Raw genomic sequence first — 19,241 nt, 5'->3', positions numbered from 1 at the left:
CCGCACCGATCCGGTGCGGGCCCCCCTTCGTCGTGCCCGGGCAGGGCCTGTCAGGACGCGACGGCCTCCAGCTCGGGCGTGGCCTGCTCGTCGACCGGGCGCGAGGCGATGAGGGCGTCGAGGTCGATGACGTCGTCCCGGTAGCGGTCGGTCAGACCGAGCACGGAGCGCACGACGGACTCGAGCCGGTGGCCGGCGCGGACCCAGTCGAAGGAGCTCGCGTACAGGCGTGCCGTGCGACCCAGGGTGCGCCGCAGCCGGGCGTCGTCGACGAGGGTGATGACGTGCTCCTCGAAGTCCTCGACGGAGTCGGCGAGCAACCCGGTGCGACCGTGGACGATCGACTCGCTCGGGCCCCCGGCGAAGCTGTAGGCCACGGCCGGTGTCGCGTGCAGGCCGGCCTCGACGATCGTCAGGCCCCACCCCTCCTTGTGCGAGGGCATGACGACGACCCAAGCGCGGGCGAGGAGCTCGTGCTTGCGCGACTCCTCGACGAAGCCGTGCAGGTGGACGCGGTCGCTCACCCCGCGGGCGCGGGCGTGCTCGGCGATCTCGGCCTCCCAGTAGCCGCCGCCGACGACGTGCAGCTCGAGGTCGGGGTGCGTCTCGGCCCGGGAGGCGAGGATGTCGACGGCCTGCTCGACGTGCTTGTGCGGCACGAGCCGGCCGAGGAAGAGCATCGTCGGCACCTCGGTGCGCTCGAGGCGCGCGTAGGTGTCGAGGTCGCGTGGCCGGTCGTTGCCGGAGTAGACGAGGTCGACGCGCGCGGGGTCCACGCCGAGGGTGGCGAGCTCGTCGCGGGTCGACTTCGAGACCGTGACGTAGCGGCTGCGCCGGTAGACGAAGGGGGCCACCCGCGACTCGAGGAACCAGCCGAGGCGCGCGACCTTGGCACCGAAGACGGCGTCCCACTGGTCGCGGTGGACGTGGTGGACGATGTTGACGACCGGCACCCTGGTGACGAGGGGGGCCCAGAAGGGCACGCCGTTTTGCACGTCGAGGATGACGTCGTAGTCACGGCCGTGTCGCAGGACGTGCCACATGCCGTGGAGGTAGACGCTGAACTTCGAGCCGCGGCGCACGACGTCGACGTCGCCGTGCCGGGTGCGGGGGCTGGCCCCCGGGAAGGACGCTGTGAAGATGGTCACCTGGTGACCGAGGTCGGTGAGGACCTCGGACGTCCGCTCGGTGAAGGTCTCTGCCCCGCCGGCCTCCGGGTTCTCCCGGTCACGCCAAGACAGGTAGAGCACCCGAAGACGGTCCTTCGGGGTGGCCACGCTGCGCGTCATCGTCTCTCCTCGTCGGCCGCGTGGAACCCGCGGCACCGACGGATAGGCTAACGCTGTGAGTTACCCAACGGTAGGTGCCGGCCCCCGGAACGTGTGTGAGGTGTGCGGCAGCGACGTGCGCGGCCAGGCGATCCGCGGGGGGTGCGTGCTCGAGAAGTGCCAGACCTGCGGGCACCTCCTGCGCGACCTCGAGCGCTGCCCTGCGGACCACCGGGACCTTGCCTACGGCGGCGAGCCGACGCTCGACCGCATCAGGCTGGACCTCACCTACCGCGAGCTCGTGCGCGACGGCGTGCCCGACCGCGTCTTCGAGGTGGGCTTCGGCGCCGGCTCGATGCTGCGGCGCTTCCTCGACGACGGGGCCAGCGTGGCCGGCGTCGACCCCGATCAGCTCGGCATCGACGTCGACGAGCGGGTCCGGGCCGAGGGGGACCTGCGCACCGGCGGCATCGAGGACGTCTCCCGCCTGCCCGGCGACCAGGACCTCGTCTACGGCATCCACGTGCTCGAGCACGTCGTGGACCCGCACATCGCGCTGCGGGCCTCGTACGACCTGCTGCGGCCGGGCGGCCGGGCGAGCTTCATCACGCCTGCGGGCGACAGCTCCGGCGTGGAGCGGTACGGCGCGGCCTGGTGGATGCTCGAGGACCCGACCCACATCCGCTTCTTCACGGCCGCCTCCCTCGCCCGGGCGGCGCGGGAGGCGGGCTTCGTCGACGTCGAGGTCCGTCGCCTGCTCCTCGACAGCCTGAGCGTGGACGCCGCGAGCATCGCGCGGGCGCTGCGCCCGGGCTCGCGACCCCGAGGGGTGCTCGGTGCGCGGCCCGTCCTCGCCGGCGCCGTCGCGAGCCTCCCGCTCGTCGTGGCCCAGCGTCTGGTGAGCCCGCGCTCCCGCCCGACGCTGCAGCTGCTGGCCCGTCGTCCATGATGGGGGGCGTGCCGATGACCTCCGACCTGCCGACCCGCCGTGGCCTGCGCCGGTCGGCGCGGCTCTTCTCCGCCTTCCTCGTCGAGCAGAGCGATCCCGAGCGCTTCTACTCGGAGCTCGCGGAGGACTCGATCGCGCTGCTGCGCGAGCACACCGAGCTCCGGGGGCGCACGGTCCTGGACGTCGGTGCGGGCCCGAGCGAGTTCGCCCACGCCTTCCGTGCGGCGGGCGCGCGGTACGTGCCGGTCGACCACGATGCCAGCGTGCCGTCGGTGCGGGACGGGGGAGTGGTGGGCGACGCCCTTCGCCTGCCCCTGGCCGACGGCAGCGTCGACGTCGTCTTCTCGAGCAACATGTGGGAGCACGTGCCCGACCCGGAGGCGGTCGCCGACGAGCTGCTGCGGGTGACCCGGCCCGGCGGCCTGGTCTTCCTGTCGTACACCAACTGGCTCTCGCCCTGGGGCGGTCACGAGACCTCGCCGTGGCACTGGCTCGGCGGCGAGCGGGCGATCGCGCGCTACGAGCGCAAGCACGGGCACCCGCCCAAGAACCGCGTCGGTGAGACCCTCTACCGCGTCAGCGTGCGCCAGGGACTGGAGTGGGCGAAGGGAGCGGACGCCGACGTCCTCGCGGCCCGCCCGCGGTACCTGCCGGACGCCGCGGCCCACATCCTGCGCGTGCCGGGCCTGCGCGAGGTCGTCACCTGGAACCTGCTGCTCATCCTGCGGCGCCGATGACGCAGGCGCCGGACCCGGTACGGGTCGATGCGGTCCGGGAGCGCGTGCAGCGGTGGACGGCGACCCTGCTCGTCGCGGTCCTGCCGTGGCTCATCGCCCCGGGCATGATCCAGCCGGACACCAAGAGCGACCTCATCATCTCGCCCGGGCGCTATCTCGGGCGGGCCCTGTGGGCGTGGAACGACCACACCGGGATCGGTGAGCTGCAGAACCAGGCCTACGGCTACCTCTGGCCGATGGGCTCGCTCTTCCTCGCCGGGGACGCCGTCGGCATGCCGGCGTGGGTGACGCAGCGGGTGTGGTGGATGCTCCTGCTCGTCGTCTCCTTCGTCGGCGCCGAGCGGGTGGCGCGGCGGCTGGCCGGGCTGACGACAGTTCCTGCGCTGCTCGTCGGCATGGTCTTCGCGCTGTCGCCGCGCGTGCTCACCGTCCTGTCGGAGATCTCGGTCGAGGTGTGGCCGCAGGCCCTCGCGCCGTGGCTGCTGCTCGCCGCAGCCCGCGCCGTGGCACCGGGTGCCGGGCCAGCGCACCGACGTCGTGCCGCGGTCGTCACCGGTCTGCTCGCGGCGAGCCTCGGTGGGGTCAACGCGACGGTCTCGCTCGTCGCCCTGGTGCCTGCCGCTGCCTGGCTCGTGCTCGCGCCGCGCGGTCGGGCCAAGGGACGAGCCCTCCTGTGGTGGTGCGCGGGGGCCGCACTCGGGTCGGCATGGTGGCTCGGGCCGCTCGTCGTCCTCGGCCGCTACGCCTACCCCTTCCTCGACCACATCGAGCTGGCCTCGACCACCACCGCGGTCGCCTCGGTGACCAACGTCCTGCGCGGGGCCAACCACTGGATCGCCTACATCCTCACCTCGGGAGACCACCCGACGTGGCAGAGCGGGTGGCTGCTGGCCCAGTCCGTCACCGGCATCCTCGCGACGACGACCATCGCGGGGCTCGGGCTCGCGGGGCTCGTGCGGCGTCGCGCTGCCGGCAGCGCGGAGGAGGACGGCGAGGGCCGACACCTGACCCGCTGGGGCATCACCCTCGTCCTCCTCGGGGTCGTCGCCATGGCGATCGGCCGCAGCGGGGCCTCGTCGGGCCCCTTCGCGCCGCTCGTGCAGGACCTGCTTGACGGGCCGCTGGCCCCCTTCCGCAACGTGCACAAGGCGGACCTGCTCGTCCGCCTGCCGGTCGCGCTCGGGGTGGGGCTGGTCGCGCACTGGGCGACGCGTGTGGAGCGCGGCGCCGGCCCCGTGGTCCGACAGGTCGTCGTGACGACGACGGTCCTGGCCCTCGTCGGGTCGCTGGCGCCGCTCTGGGCCTCCCGGGTCGGCGATGCCTGGGCGACCGACGGGGTGCCGCGTGCCTGGCGGGACGTGGCGACCGAGGTCGACGACCTCGCCTCCGCCGACGGCGGGACGACGCTCGTGCTGCCGGGTGCCCGCACCGCGGACTTCACCTGGGGGCGGGTCACCGATGAGCCGCTCTCCGCACTGGCCGAGTCGCCCGTGCTCTCCCGAGCGGCCGCCCCGCTGGGGCACCCCGCCGCCACCCGGGTGCTCGACCACCTCGACGAGATGACGGCGACGGGGCGCAGTCAACCCGAGCTCGCCGCCGGCCTGCGCCGCATGGGGGTGAGCCGGGTGGTCGTCCGCGGCGGCCTCGACCCAGATGTCGGCGCCGTGGACTCCGAGCAGGTGGCCGAGACCCTGGCAGCCAGCCCCGGCATCACGCTCGTCTCCTCGGTGGGTGACGGACCCGACCGGATCAGCGTCTGGCGGCTGGACGAGTCGGCGGTGCCGGCGACGACCGTCCCGACCTCCGGGGTCGTCCCGGTCGCCGCCTCACCGGAGGCGTGGTTCGCGCTCGTCGCCTCCGGGCTCCTCGACCCCGACGCCGTCACCACGCTCGCCGACGGCGCGGACGCCGAGGTGCGCACCGACACCCTGCGCTGGCAGCCGCTCAACTCGGGCCGGCCCCCGGCCCGGGGTCACGGGCCCACCGTGGCGGGGGACGACCCGTCGCCCTCCGTCGTGGGCACCCGCGACCTGGAGCCCGGCGGTGCCACGACCGGCCGCACGGTGCGGTTCTGGAGCGGCGTCGACGGGATCTCGGTCGGGTCGAGCGCTGCCGACCCCTTCGCGTCCGCGTGGCGCAGTGCCGGCAGCGGGCCGGCGGCGATGGTCGACGGCGACCCGCGGACCGCCTGGGTCAGCGGCGACGGCGAGCTCTGGCAGACGATCACGCTCGACCTGCCAGCCGGGTCCCGACCCGATGCGGTCGTCGTCCACGAGGCGTGGGGCGGTGATCTCGCGACACTCACGTCCGTCGAGGTCGACGGCAGCGACGGCATCAAGCCCGAGGGCACGATGACCTGGCGGGTCCCGCTCGACGGGCGGGAGCGACGCAGCATCACCATCGAGCTCACCGGGACGCATGACCCCGCGGCCACGACGCAGTCCCCGGTGGGTGTGCGCGAGGTCGAGCTCGAAGGGGCCTCCCGGGCCAGCTCGGGTCTGGAGGTCCCGTCGGGGCCGGGGCCGGTCCTCCTGACGCGCGACCCCAGAGGAGGCAGCGACCTCGCCCTCGGTGAGGACCCGGCGGACCTCGTCCGGCGCGTCGGGCCGCTGCCCCGGACGACCGTCTCGGCATCGGTGCGGGTGCGTCCCGATGCCTCCGGTCAGGAGACCGCCGCCGCACCGTGGTCGCTCACGGGCAGCACCCCTCCCGACGAGAGCGAGTCCTCGGCGGGGCTCACCAGCTGGCCGGTCGCCGCGCTCGACGGTGACCCCGCCACACGCTGGCGCCCTTCGGCGGGAGCCGCTGCACCGGTGCTCGCCCTCGACCTGGGAGCCGCCGCCGAGATCTCGACGATCACGCTGGACCGCGAGGCCGGCCCCGTGACCGTGGCCACTGACGGCGGGCGGTACGTCCTGCCCACCGGCCGGACCCTGACGATCCCGACGCAGCGGACCCGGACGCTGTCGTTGACCTTCACCCGACCTCCAGGTCGGGCGGACTGGACCGCGCCCGAGGTGTCGCTCGCGGGCGGGCCGGCCCTGTCGGAGCAGGTCACGCTCGCGTGCAACGAGGCCGGCCAGGTCGGGCGTGACGACGGCCGGATCGGGCTCTCCCTCACTGCGGCCCGGCGCTCGCTGGTGCGGGGCGAGCCAGTCCATGCAACGCCGTGCGGTGAGCTGCCCGACGGTGACGGCTCGATCACCGCGGCGGCGGCCGGCGGTCTCGTGCCCGAGCGCATCACCCTCACCCCGGTCGGGTGGACCCGGACCGAGGTGGCACCCTCTCGCACGGTCTCCGCGCAGCGCGCGCACACGGGGTCGTGGACGCTCGACGTCGGGGCGGGGGACGAGTCGGTGCTCGTGCTGCATCAGGGGGCCAACGACGGCTGGCGCGCCACCGACCCGGACGGTCGTGAGCTCGAGCCGGTGACGGTCGACGGCTGGCGGCAGGGCTTCGTCCTTCCCGAGGGGGCCGCGACCCGGGTCGAGGTCGACTTCGTGCCCAACGCGCAGCACCGGGCCGCGCTGGCGGTGGGCGCCGCACTCGTGGTTTTCCTGCTCCTCTGGGGGTTCGTCGAGCTGCTGCTGCGTCGTCGTGTCACCGACGAGGAGCCACCCGAGGTGTCGGGGGGCGCGCCGGAGCCCGTGGTGGCCCAGCCCGGGTCGTGCGAGACCGTGAGCGGGTCCGCCTCGCCGGTCTGGGTGGTCCGGGTGCTCGGGGTCGCCTGCGGTGCCGTCGTCGGGCTGCTCGTCGCGGGGTGGGCGGGCGCCCTGGCGGGAGCCGTCGGCGCGCTCGTGCCCGTGCGCGGCCGCGCCCTGGTCGTCTCGGTCGTGCTCGTCGGCGCCGGCGTGGCGCTCACCGTCCTCGGGGTCGCGGAGCGGCAGTCGGCCGGCGCGCACGCCTCCCAGCTCCTGGGTGCCCTCACGCTCGGGGTGCTGGCTGCTGCTCTCGTGCGGCCGTGGTCCGGTGTGCCCGATCGAGGACCGGACGCTCCAGCAGCGTCCACGACAGGTGACCCAGACCCACGCTGACGACCGTGACGAGCAGCAGCACCGAGGCAAAGGGGGCGGAGAAGAGCCGCAGGTCGAGGGCCGCGAAGACGACCTGGAGCACGAGGACGTGCCACAGGAAGACGGCATAGGAGATGTCCCCGGCCCAGCGCAGCACCCCCGCGACGGGGGAGGCGGCGAGCGACTCGGTCAGACCGCGCGAGGTGCCCGCCAGGAGCAGGCACGCGGCGACGAGTCCGTAGAGGACCTCTGCGGCGACGGCCTCGGACCCGGTCGTGGCCTCCAGGCCACGTGGTCCTGCCACGGGGGTGGACGCCACCACCCAGAGCACGAGGGCGAGCAGGGCCAGCGTCCCCGGGCTCGTGCGCAGCACCTCCACGAGGGGCGACCGGGGGCCGCAGCCGGCCCGCTCGGACTCGACGAGGACGGCGACGGCGACACCGACGGCGAACCACGCGGCATGACCCGCAGCGCTCGTCGCGAGCAGACCGCCCCACCGTGCGTCCGGCACGAGCGCCGCGACCCCCTGCAAGCCGATCCCGACGAGCGCCACCACCGCGCACAGCCCGAGGAGCCGGCGCGCGCTCGGGGCCGCCTGCACCCCGCGGACCAGTGGTGCGGCCACGAGGGCCGCGAGGGGGAGCAGCAGGTAGAAGGTCACCTCGGTCGTGAGGCTCCACGTCTGGGTGAAGGCCTGGAAGGTCTCACCGGTCAGGCCCTGGCCGATGACGAGGTGCACGAGGACGGTGGGCACGTCCAGCGCACTCGCTGCGGCGCCGCCGAGCAGGGCGGCCACCGCGACGACGAAGGCCAGGGCCAGCAGGTACCCGGGCAGGATCCGCGCCGCCCGCCGCACGAGGTAGCGGGGGAGCGACCACACGACGTGGCCGCCCAGTGCCCGCCGGACGAAGGGGGTCGACAGCAGGTACGCGGACAGGGCGAAGAAGATCGCGACGCCGAGCTCGCCCCGCACCGCCAGCCCACCGATGATGCCCTCGGCGCCGGCGCCGGTCCAGAAGGCGACGTGCGAGAGCAGCACCAGCCAGGCCGCGACGGCGCGCAGCGCGTCGAGCCCGAGGATCCGTCCCGGTCGGGCCTTCGCGCCATCCATCTCGTCACCTACCATGCAGTAATAATTGCTGAGATCCACTCGGGGAGAGGACTTCCATGACCGCGCGTCCCGTCTTGCGTGCTCGCGCACCCCTGCGGGTGAGCTTCGCAGGTGGCGGCACCGACGTCGCCCCCTTCCCCCAGCGGGAGGGCGGGGCCGTGCTCAGTGCCACCATCGGCAGCTACGCCTACGCCACCCTCCGGCCGCGCACCGACGGGCACATCACCGTCGAGTCCCACGACTACGGGACCTCCATCGGGTACGACGTGGGGACCCCCTTCGTCCTCGACGGCACGCTCGACCTGCCCAAGGCCGCGATCGCGCGCATCATGACCCTCGAGGGCGCGATCCGCTCCGACGGCTTCGACCTCTTCCTGCACACCAACGCACCGCCCGGGTCCGGCCTCGGCAGTTCGAGCGCGGTCATGGTGGCCGTCATCGACCTCGTCGCCCGGCACTGCGGGCTCGACCTCGGTCCGCACGAGATCGCCGAGCTCGCCTACCGCCTGGAGCGGGAGGACCTGCAGATCCCCGGTGGTTACCAGGACCAGTACGCCGCGGCCTTCGGCGGCTTCAATTTCATGGAGTTCCGCCAGGACGGCGACGTCGTCGTCAACCCGCTGCGCGTGCGCCAGGACACCGTGCACGAGCTCGAGCACAACATGCTGCTCGCGTACACGGGGCGCACCCGGGTGAGCGACCACATCATCGAGGACCAGGTCTCCCGCTACGAGACGGGCAACGAGGACGCCGTAGCGGGCCTGCGCGCCCAGCGTGACCTCGCCGATGCCATGCGCGTCGCGCTGCTGCGCGGCCGGGTCGACGAGATCGGCCACCTGCTCGGGCAGGCCTGGCAGGAGAAGCAGCGGATGTCCTCGCGCATCACGACCCCTCTGATCTCCGAGGCCGTCGAGCGGGCCCTCGCCCGAGGCGCTTTGGGGGGCAAGGTGACCGGTGCCGGCGGCGGCGGTCACATGATCTTCATCTGCGAGTTCGAGAAGAGGCACCTCGTCGCAGACGAGCTCATCACCCTGGGGCTGTCGGTCTCGGAGTTCACCTTCACCAAGCACGGCGTGACGACCTGGAAGGGACAGCAATGACAGGGACCGAGGCAGCAGCCTCCCTGGTGACGCAGCAGCTCGACGAGGGCATCGCCGCCTGGGCGGAGCTGGCCCGCCAGGTCGCGGAGCCGACGGTGCGCGAGCAGGTCGAGGCCGCCGGCCGGGTCGTCGTGGCCGCCCTGCAGTCCGGGCGCACCCTGCTCGTCGCGGGCAACGGTGGCTCGGCCGCGATCGCCAGCCACGTGGCCGCGGAGTTCCTCGGCAAGTGCATCCACGACCGGCACCCGCTGCCGGCGATCAGCCTCGCCGAGTCGCACTCGTCGCTCACCGCGATCGGCAACGACTACGGCTTCGACCAGGTCTTCCTCCGGGGCGTGCAGGCCTTCGGTCGCCCCGGAGACGTCTTCCTCGCCATGTCGACGTCGGGGACGAGCCCCAACGTCGTGGCCGCCCTCGCCGAGGCGCGCAGCCGCGGCCTCGCCACGATCCTCATGACCGGCTCGAAGGGAGCGGGGCAGGCTGATCTGGCCGACCACCTGCTCGTCGTGCCGTCGTCCCAGACGCCCCGCATCCAGGAGGTCCACATGCTGTGGGCGCACGCCTGGTCCGAGGCGGTCGACCTCGTCATGCAGGACGCGCCCTGACCGCTCGGCCCTGGTGGTTCGGGCCGCAGGCCCTCCGCCGACCGGGGGAGGGCACCCCCTTCGACCTCGTCCTGCTCGACCGCGACGGCACGCTCAACGTGCGCATCGAGGGGGGCTACGTGACGCGGCCCGACGAGCTGGAGCTGCTGCCGGGGGCGGCGGCCGGTGTCGGCCGGCTGGCGGCGCTCGGCTGCCCGGTCGTCGTCGTGACCAACCAGCGCGGGGTCGCGAGGGGCCTGCTGTCGCGGACGGACCTCGAGGCCGTCCACGCACGGCTGGCGCAGGACCTCGCCGCCGCCGACGGGCGCGTCGACGCTGTCGCGGTCTGCCCGCACGACGAGGGGGAGTGCTCGTGTCGCAAACCCTTCGACGGGCTCTTCCGCGAGGCGCTCGCGCGAGCGCCCTGGGCCGACCCGCGCCGGTGCCTGATGATCGGGGACATGCCGTCGGATCTCGAGCCCGCGCGCGGTCTCGGGATGCGGACCGAGAGGGTGGGTCCGGACCGGCCCTTCGGTGAGGTCGTCGCCCGCGTCCTCGGGGGTCCGGGGCCCCGACGCGACGCCTGACGACGTCCGACGTGGCGAAGGCCACGTCCCCTAGGCTGTGCCCGGACGGAGGCGGCGCTCACGAGGTGCTACTGTCCGGTAAGTTATTCAGGACCAAGGAGGGTTCTCTCGTGCGCAAGTACCTGCTGCCGGCGATCATCATGGCTGTCGGAGCGTTCATCCTCACCATGGGGCTGCTCTTTCGGTTCTATGCCTATCCCAAGCTGGCGGTCGTCCCCAACGACCAGAACACGACGCAGATCGTCCAGGACCCCGACGCCAAGTTCTTCGACGCGGACAACGTCAAGCCCGGCCAGGGCGAGCTGACGACGACGGCCCGCATCATCGGCGACCCGGACGCGGCCGAGCAGGCCTCCGAGGAGTCCGGCAGGGACGTCGCCGTATGGAACAGCGGCCAGGTCAGCGACAACAACGGTGACAACATCCCGATGGACGGCAGCACCGAGGTGTATGTCTTCGACCGGCACACCGGCGAGGCCATCAACTGCTGCGGCGAGTCCAAGAACGGCGAAGAGGTCAAGCGCGACGGCCTCCTCGTGAAGTTCCCCTTCGACACCCAGCCGACCGACGAGTACAGCTGGTGGGACAGCACCGTCGGTAAGTCCTTCCCCGTCAAGTACGAGGGCGAGGAGGACCTGCAGGGCATGAAGACGTACAAGTTCACGCAGGAGGTCCCCGAGACCAAGTACGCCCAGCGTGAGCTGCCCGGCAACCTCTTCGGTGGAGCCGACGACTCCGGGGCCGTCAACGCCGACCGCTACTACTCCAACAAGCGCACCTTCTGGGTCGAACCGGTGACGGGCGTCGTCCTCGACCGCGTCGAGGAGCAGAAGCAGGAGTTCCGCTACAACGGCAAGACCCTCAACGCCCTGGAGACGACCTCGCGCTTCACGCCCGAGACCGTCGACAAGAACGTCGAGGAGTACAGCTCCAAGTCCACGCTGCTCAACATGGTCCACACGACCCTCCCGATCGTCTTCACGATCCTCGGTCTGCTGCTCCTGCTGGGTGGTCTGCTCCTCTCGCTCGTCATCGGCCGTCGCGGTCGCGGTGAGCCGGCCCCGGCCTACGTCGACGACCGGGAGGACCCGGTCTTCGGCTCGGCCGCGCCGGACGCCGAGACCCGCCCGCGTCGCGACCTGCACGGTCACTGAGGAGCAGCACCACATGCGCGTCGTCGTCACGGGAGGGGCCGGCTTCCTCGGCTCCCACCTCTGCGAGAGGCTGATCCGGAGGGGCGACCAGGTCGTCGCCCTGGACAACTTCGTCACCGGTGATGCCGCCAACGTCGCGCACCTGCAGCACGAGCCGGGCTTCGAGCTCCACCAGGTCGACGTCACCCGTGACGTCTCCGTCGACGGTGACGTCGACCTGGTGCTCCACTTCGCCTCGCCGGCGAGTCCGGTCGACTACCTCAAACTGCCGATCGAGACCCTCGAGGTCGGCTCCATCGGGACGATGCACGCCTTGGCCCTGGCCCGGGCGAAGGGGGCCCGCTTCGTCCTCGCGTCCACCTCGGAGGTCTACGGCGACCCGGCGGTGCACCCGCAGCCCGAGACCTACTGGGGGCACGTCAACCCCGTGGGGCCGCGCGGCGTCTACGACGAGGCCAAGCGGTTCGCCGAGGCGATGACCCTGGCCCACCGCAACACCCACGGCATCAGCACGGGCATCGTGCGGATCTTCAACACCTTCGGTCCGCGGATGCGCCCCAACGACGGTCGGGCGATCCCCAACTTCGTCCGTCAGGCGCTGGCGGGCGAGCCGGTGACCGTGGCCGGCGACGGGTCGCAGACCCGCTCCATCTGCTACGTGGACGACCTCGTCACGGGCATCCTCGCCCTCGCGGACAGCGACCACGCGGGGCCGGTCAACATCGGCAACCCGCACGAGATCTCCATGAAAGATCTCGCCGAGTGGATCATCCGACTCACCGGGTCCTCCTCGACGATCGAGTACATCCCGCGCCCCGTCGACGACCCCACGGTCCGTCGACCCGACACGGCACTGGCCGAGGAGCTGCTCGGGTGGAACCCCGAGGTGCCGATCGAGGACGCGCTGCTGCGCACCATCGACTGGTTCCGGGGCGAGACGCGGGCAGAGCACTTCGCCGAGCCGCCGCTCGGGGCCGAGGAGACCGCTCACATCCTCGCCGGGCACTGACCGCCCGTCACGCCGGTCGCGTGGCGACGAAGATCGCCGTCCCCGGCAGGTGCTCGCCGCGCAGCGGCGACCACCCACCCCACACCTCGCGGTTGTCGGCCGGCCACTCGGGCTCGTGGACGGCGCGCAGCACGAGCCCCGCATCGACGATCTCGGCGATCCGGTGCCCCATCGTGCGGTGGTGCTCGACATAGCTCGCCTCGCCCCACGTCGCCTCGACGTACGGCCGCTCGTCGAAGTACGAGCCGTTGGCGGTCAGCCCCTCCGACCCGGGGACGTCGGGGAAGGCCCACCGGATCGGGTGCGAGGTGGAGAAGGCGAGCAGCCCGCCCGGTCGCAGGACCCGGGCGAGCTCGAGCATGAGCCCCGCCGAGTCCGCGACGAAGGGAGTCGCGCCGTAGGCGGAGAAGACGACGTCGAAGCAGGCGTCGGCGAAGGGGAGGCGCGTCGCGTCGGCCTGGGCGAGGGCGGGTGCCGGCCCGGGGGTGCGGGCATCGAGGAGCCGGGCCGTCGCGAGCATGCCGCCCGAGAGGTCGGTCGAGACGACGGTCGCGCCGCGGGCGGCGCACCAGCGGGCGCCCTGGGCGCCGCCGCCGCCGAACTCGAGCACCCGTCGACTCGCGAGCTCCGCGGGGTCGCCGAGCACGTGCAGGTCGTCCTCGGACCATCCCTCCGGACCCCACACGAGGTCGGCGTCGCCGAGGAAGGAGCCGTGCTCGGTGAGGTAGTCGGACGCCTCCCGGTCCCACCAGCCGCGGTTGGCCGAGACCGTCTCCGCCTGGCCGCTCTCGCGCCGGGTGATCGCCTCGGTGTACTCGACCTCGTGCTCGTCCATGGCTCCGGACGCTAGCCGACGAGGCCGGCTTTGCTCCCTTCGCCGGCGGGCCCTAGGATGGACACGCACTTCTGTGTGCCCACCCGGGCACCCGGGTGCTGCAGCACCCGTCCGAACGATCACCTGTCCACAATCGGAGTTCCTACTACATGACTGCCAGCACGGTCGACACGACCGCCCCTCAGATCGCCGTCAACGACATCGGCTCTGAGGAAGACCTCCTCGCCGCCATCGACGCGACGATCAAGGACTTCAACGATGGCGACATCGTCGAGGGCCACATCGTCAAGGTCGACCGCGACGAGGTCCTGCTCGACATCGGCTACAAGACCGAGGGCGTCATCCCCTCGCGCGAGCTGTCCATCAAGCACGACGTCGACCCGTCCGAGATCGTCGCCGTCGGCGACAGCGTCGAGGCCCTCGTCCTCCAGAAGGAGGACAAGGAAGGTCGCCTCATCCTGTCCAAGAAGCGTGCGCAGTACGAGCGCGCCTGGGGCACGATCGAGAAGATCAAGGAGGAGGACGGCGTCGTCACCGGCACCGTCATCGAGGTCGTCAAGGGTGGCCTCATCCTCGACATCGGCCTGCGTGGCTTCCTCCCCGCCTCCCTCGTCGAGATGCGCCGCGTCCGCGACCTCCAGCCGTACGTCGGCAAGGAGATCGAGGCGAAGATCATCGAGCTCGACAAGAACCGCAACAACGTGGTCCTGTCCCGCCGCGCCTGGCTCGAGCAGACCCAGTCCGAGGTCCGCACGACCTTCCTCAAGGAGCTCCAGAAGGGGCAGGTCCGCTCCGGCGTCGTCTCCTCGATCGTCAACTTCGGTGCCTTCGTGGACCTGGGTGGCGTCGACGGTCTCGTCCACGTCTCCGAGCTGTCCTGGAAGCACATCGACCACCCGTCGGAGGTCGTCGAGGTCGGCGACGAGGTCACCGTCGAGGTCCTGGACGTCGACATGGACCGCGAGCGTGTCTCCCTGTCGCTCAAGGCGACGCAGGAGGACCCGTGGCAGCACTTCGCCCGGACCCACGCGATCGGTCAGGTCGTCCCGGGCAAGGTCACCAAGCTCGTCCCCTTCGGTGCCTTCGTGCGCGTCGAGGACGGCATCGAGGGTCTCGTCCACATCTCCGAGCTGGCCGAGCGCCACGTGGAGCTGCCGGAGCAGGTCGTCAACGTCGGCCAGGAGATCTTCGTCAAGGTCATCGACATCGACCTCGAGCGTCGTCGCATCTCGCTGAGCCTCAAGCAGGCCAACGAGGACGGCGCCAACCTCACGGAGTTCGACCCGACGCTCTACGGCATGGCTGCCGAGTACGACGAGCAGGGCAACTACAAGTACCCCGAGGGCTTCGACCCGGAGACCAACGAGTGGCTCGAGGGCTACGAGTCGCAGCGTGAGGCGTGGGAGAAGCAGTACGCCGACGCGCACGCTCGCTGGGAGGCGCACCGCGCCCAGGTCGAGAAGGCTGCGGCCGACGACGCCGCCGCTGCGGAGAGCGGCGCCGAGCCGGTCGCCGCGACCTCGTACAGCTCCGACAGCGCTGCTGCGCCGAGCGCCGGCACCCCGGCACCGACCTCCGAGGGCACGCTCGCCTCGGACGAGGCGCTGGCCGCGCTCCGCGAGAAGCTCACGGGCAACTGACCCGAGGGTCTGACCGAAGGGGGGCGTCGCACCATCTGGTGCGGCGCCCCCCTTCGTGACGGTCGCTGCGCGACCTCCTGGGGCGACGCCTTCGTCGACGGCAACGATGCCTAGGATCGAGCCCATGTTGCGTATCGGGCTGACGGGTGGCATCGGGTCGGGGAAGTCGACGGTGTCGGCAAGACTCGCGGAGCTCGGCGCGGTGGTCGTCGATGCCGACAAGATCGCCCGCGAGGTCGTCGAGCCGGGGGAGCCGGCGCTGGCGGCCATCCGCGATCGATTCGGGGACACGGTCTTCGGCCCGGACGGCGCCCTCGACCGGCCGGCCCTGGGCCGGGTCGTCTTCGGCGACCCCGAGGCCCTCGCAGCACTCGAGAGCATCACCCACCCGGCGATCTGGGGGCGCACCGCCGACCGTTTCACCGCCGCGGAGGCCGCCGGGACCTCGATCGGCGTCCACGACATGCCGCTGCTCGTCGAGAAGCAGATGGCGGGGGAGTACCACCTCGTCGTCGTCGTCGACACGCAGGAGCAGGTCCGGCTGCAGCGGCTCGTCGAGCTGCGGGGGATGCCCGAGGACGAGGCCCGCTCGCGCATCGCGGCCCAGGCCACGGACGAGCAGCGCCGTGCCGCCGCCGACGTGCTCCTCGACAACAACGGGACGCCTGAGCAGCTGGTCACCCAGGTCGACCGGCTGTGGAACGAGCGGTTCACTCCCTTCGCCGACAACCTCGCCGCCGGGCGGCGCCGTGAGCGGGAGCCCGTCATCACGCTCTCCGACCCTGACCCCACGTGGCCGGCCCAGGCGGCCAGGCACCTGGCGCGGATCGCCCACGCGCTCGGGGACCGGGCGGCGACCCTCGACCACATCGGCTCGACCGCCGTGCCGGGGCTCGTGGCCAAGGACGTGCTCGACCTGCAGGTGGGGGTCGCATCCCTCGCCGACGCCGACGAGGAGGGTTTTGTCCGGGCCATGACCGCCGCGAGCTATCCGCGTGTCGACGGGTACCTCGCCGACCACCCGCGCGTCGACGGGCGCAGCCCGCAGGAGTGGCCCAAGCGCTTCCACGGCAACAGCGACCCCTGTGTCGCGGTCCACGTGCACGTGCGTGAGGTGGGCTCACCCGGGTGGCGCTGGGCGCTGCTGTTTCGCGCCTGGTTGCGCGCCGAGGCCACGGCTCGTGAGGAGTACACCGCGCTCAAGCGGGAGGTCGCCGGGCGCGGCCTGGCCATGGAGGACTACGCGGAGGCCAAGGAGCCGTGGTTCGACGGCATCCACGCACGGCTCGAGGAGTGGGCCCGGCAGACGGGGTGGGAGCCCGAGGCCGGCGGCGCCTGATGCCCTCCTACCGGGTCGCCGTCGACGTCCACGGGGTCACACCGGGGGTGGCGCCAGAGGCGCTGCTGCCCCGGGCGGAGGAGCTGCTGGCCGTCGGGCATCGCGTCGAGGACCGCTCCGTCGAGCTCGTGCGGGGCCAGCCCCAGATCCACCTGCGCTTCCTGGTCGCCGGAAGCCACGACGCCCGGGAGGACGACGAGGCCGAGGACGCCGTGCGGGCGCTCGTCGCCGCGCTGGCGCCCGTGGCGCACCTCGGGACCTGGACCCTGCGCCGTGGCCCCGGTGGTCACTGGCGCACGATCCGCAGCGGTGATGCCAGGGACGGCGTGCCCGAGCACCCCGTCGACTTCTGACGGACAGACCACCCTTCGAGACGGCGCTGGCGCGCCTCCTCAGGAACCACCCTTCGAGACGGCGCTGGCGCGCCTCCTCAGGAACCACCCTTCGAGACGGCGCTGGCGCGCCTCCTCAGGAACCACCCTTCGAGACGGCGCTGGCGCGCCTCCTCAGGGACCACCCTTCGAGACGGCGCTGGCGCGCCTCCTCAGGGACCACCCTTCGAGACGGCGCTGGCGCGCCTCCTCAGGGACCACTGTCGGGGGCGTGGCATACCGTTGACGTCATGCGCCCGGTGACCGATCTGCAACGCACGGTGGCTCCCTTCGAGGTCATCTCGGAGTACGAGCCGGCCGGTGACCAACCGACCGCCATCGCCGAGCTCGCTCGACGGGTGCGAGCCGATGAGCAGGACATCGTGCTGCTCGGTGCGACGGGTACCGGCAAGTCGGCGACGACCGCCTGGCTCATCGAAGAGGTCCAGCGCCCGACCCTCGTCATGGCGCCCAACAAGACGCTCGCGGCCCAGCTGGCCAACGAGTTCCGGGAGCTGCTGCCCAACAACGCCGTCGAGTACTTCGTCAGCTACTACGACTACTTCCAGCCCGAGGCCTACGTCCCGCAGACCGACACCTACATCGAGAAGGACAGCTCGATCAACGAAGAGGTCGAGCGTCTGCGGCACAGCGCGACCAACAGCCTGCTCACCCGTCGGGACGTCGTCGTCGTCGCGTCGGTCTCGTGCATCTACGGTCTCGGCACCCCTCAGGAGTACGTCGACCGCATGGTCACCCTCGAGGTCGGCGCCGAGATCGACCGTGACGACCTGCTCCGCCAGTTCGTCACCATGCAGTACACGCGCAACGATCTCGCTTTCACCCGCGGCACCTTCCGCGTCCGGGGCGACACCGTCGAGATCATCCCGGTCTACGAGGAGCTCGCGGTGCGGATCGAGTTCTTCGGCGACGAGATCGAACGCATCCACACGCTGCACCCGCTCACCGGCGAGGTCGTCCGCGAGGAGCAGCAGATGCACATCTTCCCCGCGACCCACTACGTCGCGGGCCCCGAGCGCATGGAGCGGGCCATCGCCGGCATCGAGCACGAGCTCGAGGAGCAGCTCGCCGACCTCGAGCGCCAGGGCAAGATGCTCGAGGCGCAGCGGCTGCGCATGCGCACGACCTACGACATCGAGATGATGCGCCAGGTCGGCAGCTGCGCGGGCATCGAAAACTACTCGATGCACATCGACGGCCGCCTTCCCGGCAGCGCGCCCAACTGCCTCCTCGACTACTTCCCGGAGGACTTCCTGCTCGTCATCGACGAGTCGCACCAGACCGTGCCGCAGATCGGCGCGATGTACGAGGGCGACGCCTCGCGCAAACGCACGCTCGTCGACCACGGCTTCCGCCTGCCGAGCGCCATGGACAACCGCCCGCTCAAGTGGGAGGAGTTCCTCGAGCGCATCGGCCAGACCGTCTACCTCTCGGCGACCCCCGGCGACTACGAGCTGGCCAAGTCCGACGGCTACGTCGAGCAGGTCATCCGACCCACCGGGCTCGTCGACCCCGAGGTCGTGCTCAAGCCGACCAAGGGCCAGATCGACGACCTGCTCCACGAGATCCGCGAGCGCGCCGACCGCGACGAGCGGGTGCTCGTCACCACCCTGACCAAGAAGATGGCCGAGGACCTCACCGACTACCTCCTCGACAAGGGGGTGCGGGTGCGCTACCTCCACTCCGACATCGACACCCTGCGTCGCGTCGAGCTGCTGCGCGAGCTGCGGCTGGGGGAGTTCGACGTCCTCGTCGGCATCAACCTGCTGCGTGAGGGGCTCGACCTGCCGGAGGTCTCGCTCGTCAGCATCCTCGACGCCGACAAGGAGGGCTTCCTGCGCAGCGCCCGCTCCCTCATCCAGACCATCGGGCGCGCGGCGCGCAATGTCTCGGGTCAGGTGCACATGTACGCCGACAAGGTGACCCCGTCGATGCAGGAGGCGCTCGACGAGACCCAGCGGCGGCGCGAGAAGCAGATCGCCTACAACCGCGAGCGGGGGATCGACCCCCAGCCGCTGCGCAAGAAGATCGCCGACATCACCGACATGCTCCAGCGGGAGGACGCCGACACCGACGAGCTCCTCGGCTCCGGGCGCGCCCAGTCGCGGGGCAAGGGGCGCGGGTCGAAGGCGGCGACCGAGACGAGTGAGCGTGGGCGCGACCTGCCCGCGAGCGACCTGGCCCGGCTCATCCAAGAGCTCACCGACCAGATGCACCAGGCCGCGACGGACCTGCACTTCGAGCTGGCGGCGCGCCTGCGCGACGAGATCGGCGACCTCAAGAAGGAACTGCGACAGATGACCGCTGCGACGCGGTGACGGGCGGGCGGCACCGGACCGGCTCCCTTCGGTCCACGCGCCGGCGCGCGTGACGTGAGAGACTCGACGCAGCGGAGGGGAGTATCCCCGAGCGCTGTCTCGTCAACACGGTCGGCTCTGCCGGCCCGGGGCAGCGGCCATCGACAGGTGGGAGAGACCTCCGGACGCGTCAACCCTGTCCGGAAGGTAACTCTTGTCCACGATC

At 72.0% G+C, this 19,241-nt stretch carries 15 protein-coding genes; 12 read left to right on the top strand and 3 right to left on the bottom strand.

The genetic code is table 11. The annotated features are described in order from the left end of the window. Positions 1–50 precede the first annotated feature (50 nt). Complete coding sequence (locus AB4Y78_RS06145; RefSeq protein WP_007928378.1) at positions 51–1,289, bottom strand: glycosyltransferase family 4 protein; 1,239 nt, start codon at positions 1,287–1,289, stop codon at positions 51–53. Between the two features lie 100 nt (positions 1,290–1,389). Between AB4Y78_RS06145 and AB4Y78_RS06140 the strand changes: the two genes are divergently transcribed. Genes AB4Y78_RS06140 through AB4Y78_RS06130 form a run of 3 tightly spaced genes read left to right on the top strand, consistent with a single transcriptional unit; the run spans position 1,390 to position 6,988 of the window. Continuing rightward, positions 1,390–2,217, top strand: coding sequence for a class I SAM-dependent methyltransferase (locus AB4Y78_RS06140; protein ID WP_007928380.1), 828 nt, complete (start codon positions 1,390–1,392; stop codon positions 2,215–2,217). A gap of 14 nt (positions 2,218–2,231) precedes the next feature. After that, positions 2,232–2,954: a class I SAM-dependent methyltransferase gene (locus AB4Y78_RS06135; protein WP_040881396.1), complete on the top strand. Its 723-nt coding sequence runs from the start codon at positions 2,232–2,234 to the stop codon at positions 2,952–2,954. After that, entirely contained in the window at positions 2,951–6,988 is a 4,038-nt protein-coding gene (locus AB4Y78_RS06130) for an alpha-(1->3)-arabinofuranosyltransferase (protein ID WP_265229535.1), read from the top strand. The genes AB4Y78_RS06135 and AB4Y78_RS06130 overlap by 4 nt, the downstream gene beginning before the upstream one ends. On the opposite strand, the gene AB4Y78_RS06125 is transcribed toward AB4Y78_RS06130, so the two are convergent. After that, complete coding sequence (locus tag AB4Y78_RS06125; RefSeq protein ID WP_306512743.1) at positions 6,879–8,078, bottom strand: acyltransferase family protein; 1,200 nt, start codon at positions 8,076–8,078, stop codon at positions 6,879–6,881. The genes AB4Y78_RS06130 and AB4Y78_RS06125 overlap by 110 nt on opposite strands. Positions 8,079–8,134: 56 nt before the next feature. On the opposite strand from AB4Y78_RS06125, the gene AB4Y78_RS06120 reads away from it, so the two are divergent. From AB4Y78_RS06120 to AB4Y78_RS06100, 5 genes are all read left to right on the top strand, one after another. After that, positions 8,135–9,178: a GHMP family kinase ATP-binding protein gene (locus AB4Y78_RS06120; RefSeq protein WP_007928402.1), complete on the top strand. Its 1,044-nt coding sequence runs from the start codon at positions 8,135–8,137 to the stop codon at positions 9,176–9,178. Further along, positions 9,175–9,783, top strand: a complete 609-nt coding sequence (locus AB4Y78_RS06115; protein WP_441714827.1) for a D-sedoheptulose-7-phosphate isomerase — start codon at positions 9,175–9,177, stop codon at positions 9,781–9,783. Before AB4Y78_RS06120 ends, AB4Y78_RS06115 begins: the two co-directional genes overlap by 4 nt. Then, positions 9,729–10,349 carry a D-glycero-alpha-D-manno-heptose-1,7-bisphosphate 7-phosphatase gene (locus AB4Y78_RS06110; RefSeq protein WP_202865257.1) on the top strand — a complete coding sequence of 207 codons (621 nt, stop codon included), beginning with the start codon at positions 9,729–9,731 and terminating at the stop codon, positions 10,347–10,349. The genes AB4Y78_RS06115 and AB4Y78_RS06110 overlap by 55 nt, the downstream gene beginning before the upstream one ends. A 110-nt stretch (positions 10,350–10,459) precedes the next feature. Continuing rightward, on the top strand, positions 10,460–11,503 hold the full coding sequence (locus tag AB4Y78_RS06105; RefSeq protein ID WP_306512738.1) for a DUF3068 domain-containing protein: 1,044 nt from the start codon (positions 10,460–10,462) through the stop codon (positions 11,501–11,503). A gap of 13 nt (positions 11,504–11,516) precedes the next feature. Then, positions 11,517–12,512, top strand: coding sequence for a UDP-glucuronic acid decarboxylase family protein (locus AB4Y78_RS06100; protein WP_265229530.1), 996 nt, complete (start codon positions 11,517–11,519; stop codon positions 12,510–12,512). A gap of 7 nt (positions 12,513–12,519) precedes the next feature. Here the strand turns inward: AB4Y78_RS06100 and AB4Y78_RS06095 are convergent, their stop codons facing one another. After that, positions 12,520–13,347 (bottom strand): class I SAM-dependent methyltransferase, encoded by an 828-nt coding sequence (locus tag AB4Y78_RS06095; protein WP_441714830.1) that lies wholly within the window; start codon positions 13,345–13,347, stop codon positions 12,520–12,522. Positions 13,348–13,496: 149 nt separating this feature from the next. On the opposite strand from AB4Y78_RS06095, the gene rpsA reads away from it, so the two are divergent. From rpsA to uvrB, 4 genes are all read left to right on the top strand, one after another. Then, positions 13,497–14,987, top strand: a complete 1,491-nt coding sequence (rpsA, locus tag AB4Y78_RS06090) for a 30S ribosomal protein S1 (RefSeq protein WP_007928412.1) — start codon at positions 13,497–13,499, stop codon at positions 14,985–14,987. Between the two features lie 124 nt (positions 14,988–15,111). Continuing rightward, the gene (gene coaE, locus AB4Y78_RS06085) at positions 15,112–16,326 is read left to right on the top strand and encodes a dephospho-CoA kinase (protein WP_441714832.1); all 1,215 of its coding nucleotides are present in this window, start codon (positions 15,112–15,114) and stop codon (positions 16,324–16,326) included. Beyond that, a complete protein-coding gene (locus AB4Y78_RS06080) occupies positions 16,326–16,679 on the top strand; it encodes a hypothetical protein (protein ID WP_265229528.1) in 354 nt (117 codons plus the stop codon). Before coaE ends, AB4Y78_RS06080 begins: the two co-directional genes overlap by 1 nt. 269 nt (positions 16,680–16,948) lie before the next feature. Further along, on the top strand, positions 16,949–19,036 hold the full coding sequence (gene uvrB, locus AB4Y78_RS06075) for an excinuclease ABC subunit UvrB (protein ID WP_007927658.1): 2,088 nt from the start codon (positions 16,949–16,951) through the stop codon (positions 19,034–19,036). Positions 19,037–19,241: the final 205 nt, after the last annotated feature.

The organism is Janibacter sp. RAF52, assembly GCF_052114035.1.
Classification (GTDB): Bacteria; Actinomycetota; Actinomycetes; order Actinomycetales; family Dermatophilaceae; genus Janibacter; species Janibacter hoylei.
The sequence above is the reverse complement of the archived record's forward strand: the minus strand, read 5'-3'. Positions and strand labels throughout refer to the sequence as shown.